Source organism: Mycobacterium sp. E1715, assembly GCF_001667625.1.
Classification (GTDB): Bacteria; Actinomycetota; Actinomycetes; order Mycobacteriales; family Mycobacteriaceae; genus Mycobacterium.
The window spans coordinates 1-3816 of the sequence record NZ_LZJJ01000196.1 but is presented as its reverse complement, the minus strand read 5'-3'; the positions used below and the strand labels follow the sequence as shown (position 1 = coordinate 3816).

Sequence of the window (3816 nt, the reverse complement as noted above, 5' to 3'; positions counted from 1 at the left end):
GGTCAGGGCGGGGTCCGGCGTGGGCAGGTGGGCCTGCAGGCCGGTGGCTTGTTCGTCGTGGACCGCCGAGCAGGCCGCCCGTAGAGCGTTGATGTCGTTGGCTTCGATCGCGTCGACTGCCGCCTGCATGAACTTCGTCGTGTGCGCCAGGTGCTCTTCGGCCTGCGAATACCACTCCGGAACGCCGGGGTAGACGGCGCCCGCCGTCCCCGCAGGCGCCACCGCGAACAGGGCCACCGCGAACAGGGTCGCCGCGGCAGCGGCGCCACCCAATCGCTTGTGGAGGTGCCGGGTCGGCCTCATGTCTTAAGGCTCCGCGCCCGGCGGCCCGATCGATAGGGCCTTCGGGCCCGTCCTGTGATGTGAGGACTTAAGCCCCTCGCCACATCGGCGGCGCGCGGCGAAGGATCCGACCATGAGACCAGCGATCGCGGGGTTGGCAACCCTGCTGGCGCTCTCCGGCTCGCTGTGGACGGCGGACCTCATGCTCGGTCCGGGTACCGCCCACGCCGTGTGCTCCACGAACAACGGCGGTAATCAGCCGCCCGAGTGCGCGCCGCCCGAAGGACCGCCGGCTTGCTACACCTCACACATCTGCAGCCAGATGTGGTGCCCGAACCTGGGCGAGATGCGCCGGATGCCGGACTGGGACCGCAACGTCTGCCACACCTATTACTTCGCGCCCGACTCCGGCCTGCCCGCGCTCATTGTGCAAGGGCAGCCGCCGGGATTGCGGCTGCCGCCGAACACGGGCGTCTGTCCGCCGTTGGCCTGGATGTGCCCGTGAATCACAGCGTCTCGTCCAGTTCGCCCAGCCGGTCCGTCAGCCGCAAATTCTCCGAGTAATCGACCGGGCAGGCGATCACCGAGACGCCGTCATCCGCTAAGGCGGCCCGCAGCGTCGGCAGCAGTTCCTCGGCGTGAGAGATCCGATAACCGTTGGCGCCAAAACTTTCCGCGTACTTCACCACGTCGGGGTTGCCGAACTTCACGTAGTAGTGGGCCCCGAGTTCGAGGTCCATCTTCCACTCGATCAGGCCGTAACCGCCGTCCTCCCAGATCAGCACCACCAGCGGTATCCGCTCGCGGACGGCGGTCTCGATCTCCTGCGAGTTCATCAGGAACGCGCCGTCACCGACGACGGCCAACACCTTCGACTCTGGTCGGGCCAGCTTGACGCCGAGTGCACCCGGCAGCGCAAACCCCATGGTGGACAAGCCGTTTGACACCAGACAGGTGTTGCACTCGTACGTCGGGTAGAGCCGCGCCATCCACATCTTGGTGGCGCCGGTGTCCACCAGGACCACGTCGCTGCGGCCCAGCGCCGCCCGCGTGTCGGCCACCACCCGAGCCGGGGCCAGCGGATAGCGCGAATCCTCTTGCCCCCGAGCGAATTCCTCGGCGAGCAGGCCGTGCCCCGGAACCTCCGGATCGGCCTCGTAGGCGTGGCCGTCCAGCCCGTCCGTCAGCGCATCCAGGGAAGCGCTGATGTCGCCGATGATCCCGACGTCCACCGAATAGTGGGCGTCGACCTCGGCCGGGAACCGGTGGATGTGGATGATCTTCTTGTCGGCCTGCGGGTTGATCCGGACGGGGTCGAACTCCTGCAGCTCGTAGCCCACGGTGATCACCACGTCGGCGTTGTCGAAGCCGAAGTTCACGTAGTCATGCCGCATGAACCCGAGGGTTCCGATGCTGTTGGGGTGGTCATCGGGCATGACACCCTTGCCGTGGAAGGTGTTGGCGACGGGGATGCCGAATTCCTCGGAGAACCGCACCAGGGCCGCGGTGGCGTTGCCGCGCGCGGCGCCGTGCCCGGCCAGCACCACCGGCCGCTTGGCCTGGCGCAGGATGTCGACCGCGCGCTCCACCTGGCCGGGTGCGGGCGCGTCGGCGCGAACGACGTTGCGCGGCAACGGCGTCAAGTCATAGTCGGTTTCGTCGGCGTCGATGTGCTCGGGGACGGCCACGTACACCGCCGCCGGGCGTTCGGTCTCGGCGACCTTGAACGCCTTGCGGAACATCTCGGGGATGGCGCGCGCGGTCGGGACTCCGGCGGCCCACCGGGTGATGGGCGCGAACATCGACACCAGGTCGACGTACTGGTGCGACTCCTTGAACTCCCGGTCGTGGCCCACTTGCGCGGAGATCGCGACCAGCGGGGTGCTGTTGGTGGTGGCGTCGGCCACCCCGAGTTGCATGTTGATCGCGCCGGGGCCCAGAGTGCTCGAGACCACCGCCGCCCGCCCGGTGACGCGCCCGTACATCTCGGCCATGAAGGCCGCGCCCTGCTCGTGCCGGGTGAGCACGTAGCGGATACTGGACGCGGCCAGCGCCTGCACGAAGCGGATGTTCTCCTCCCCCGGCAGTCCGAACACCACGGAAACACCCTCGTTTTCCAGGCACTTGACCATCAGTTCGGCGGCATTACTCATCCGGCACCTCCCTTGGGGGAACGATAGTGGCAGGCTGGGTGTTGGACCTCTTACCAACCCCGAAGCGAAGGATTGCAGCGTGCCCATCGCCACGATCAACCCGGCCACCGGCGAGACGGTGAAGACCTTCACCCCGGCAACCGACGAGGAAGTCGACGCGGCCATCGCCCGCGCGTACGCCCGGTTCCAGGACTACCGCCATAACACCACCTTTGCCCAGCGCGCGCAGTGGGCAAACGCGACCGCCGACCTCTTGGAGAAGGAGGCCGACGACGTCGCCGCGATGATGACCCTCGAGATGGGCAAGACGCTCAAGTCGGCCAAGGCCGAGGCGCTCAAGTGCGCCAAGGGCTTTCGTTACTACGCGGAGAACGCCGAACAGCTGCTGGCCGACGAGCCGGCCGACGCGCAGGCGGTCGGCGCCAAGCGGGCCTACACCCGCTACCAACCGCTCGGGGTGGTGCTGGCCATCATGCCGTGGAACTTCCCGCTGTGGCAGGCCGTCCGGTTCGCCGCGCCGGCCCTGATGGCCGGCAACGTCGGCATCCTCAAGCACGCCTCGAACGTGCCGCAGTCCGCGCTCTACCTGGCCGACGTCATCGCCCGCGGTGGCTTCCCCGACGGCTGCTTCCAGACGCTGCTGGTCTCGTCCAGTGCCGTCGAGCGCATCCTGCGCGACCCGCGGGTCGCGGCCGCCACCCTGACCGGCAGCGAGCCGGCCGGGCAGTCGGTCGCGGCCATCGCCGGTGACGAGATCAAACCCACCGTGCTCGAGCTCGGCGGCAGCGACCCGTTCATCGTCATGCCGTCGGCGAACCTGGACGAGGCCGCCAAGACCGCGGTCACCGCGCGCGTCCAGAACAACGGCCAGTCCTGCATCGCGGCGAAGCGGTTCATCGTTCACACCGACATCTACGACGCGTTCGTCGACAAGTTCACCGAGCGGATGCAGGCGCTCAAGGTGGGCGACCCGACCGACCCGGACACCGACGTGGGCCCGCTGGCCACCGAGTCCGGCCGCGACGACATCGTCAAGCAGGTGGACGAAGCGGCCGCGGCGGGCGCCACGATCCGGCTCGGGGGCAAGCCCATCGACGGGCCGGGCTGGTTCTACCCGCCGACGGTGGTCACCGATATCACCAAGGACATGGCGCTCTACACCGAAGAGGTGTTCGGACCGGTGGCCTCGATGTACCGGGCCAAGGACATCGACGAAGCGATCGAGATCGCCAACGCCACCACGTTCGGGTTGGGCTCCAATGCCTGGACCAACGACGAGGCCGAGCAGCAGCGCTTCATCGACGACATCGAGGCCGGCCAGGTCTTCATCAACGGCATGACGGTGTCCTACCCCGAGCTGGGGTTCGGCGGCGTCAAGCGT

Annotated in this window: 4 protein-coding genes; 2 read left to right on the top strand and 2 right to left on the bottom strand. The window is 68.1% G+C overall.

Going from position 1 to position 3816, the window contains the following annotated elements:
• Window positions 1-303, bottom strand: a 303-nt coding sequence (locus A9X03_RS11050) for a hypothetical protein (RefSeq protein ID WP_156746531.1), incomplete at its 3' end; no start/stop codon positions are given.
• A gap of 112 nt (window positions 304-415) precedes the next feature.
• On the opposite strand from A9X03_RS11050, the gene A9X03_RS11045 reads away from it, so the two are divergent.
• Entirely contained in the window at window positions 416-787 is a 372-nt protein-coding gene (locus A9X03_RS11045; RefSeq protein ID WP_067779131.1) for a hypothetical protein, read from the top strand.
• 1 nt (window position 788) lies between these two features.
• On the opposite strand, the gene A9X03_RS11040 is transcribed toward A9X03_RS11045, so the two are convergent.
• Window positions 789-2435, bottom strand: coding sequence for an acetolactate synthase large subunit (locus A9X03_RS11040; protein WP_068261014.1), 1647 nt, complete (start codon window positions 2433-2435; stop codon window positions 789-791).
• Window positions 2436-2514: 79 nt separating this feature from the next.
• On the opposite strand from A9X03_RS11040, the gene A9X03_RS11035 reads away from it, so the two are divergent.
• Window positions 2515-3816, top strand: a 1302-nt coding sequence (locus A9X03_RS11035; protein WP_068261012.1) for an NADP-dependent succinic semialdehyde dehydrogenase, incomplete at its 3' end; no start/stop codon positions are given.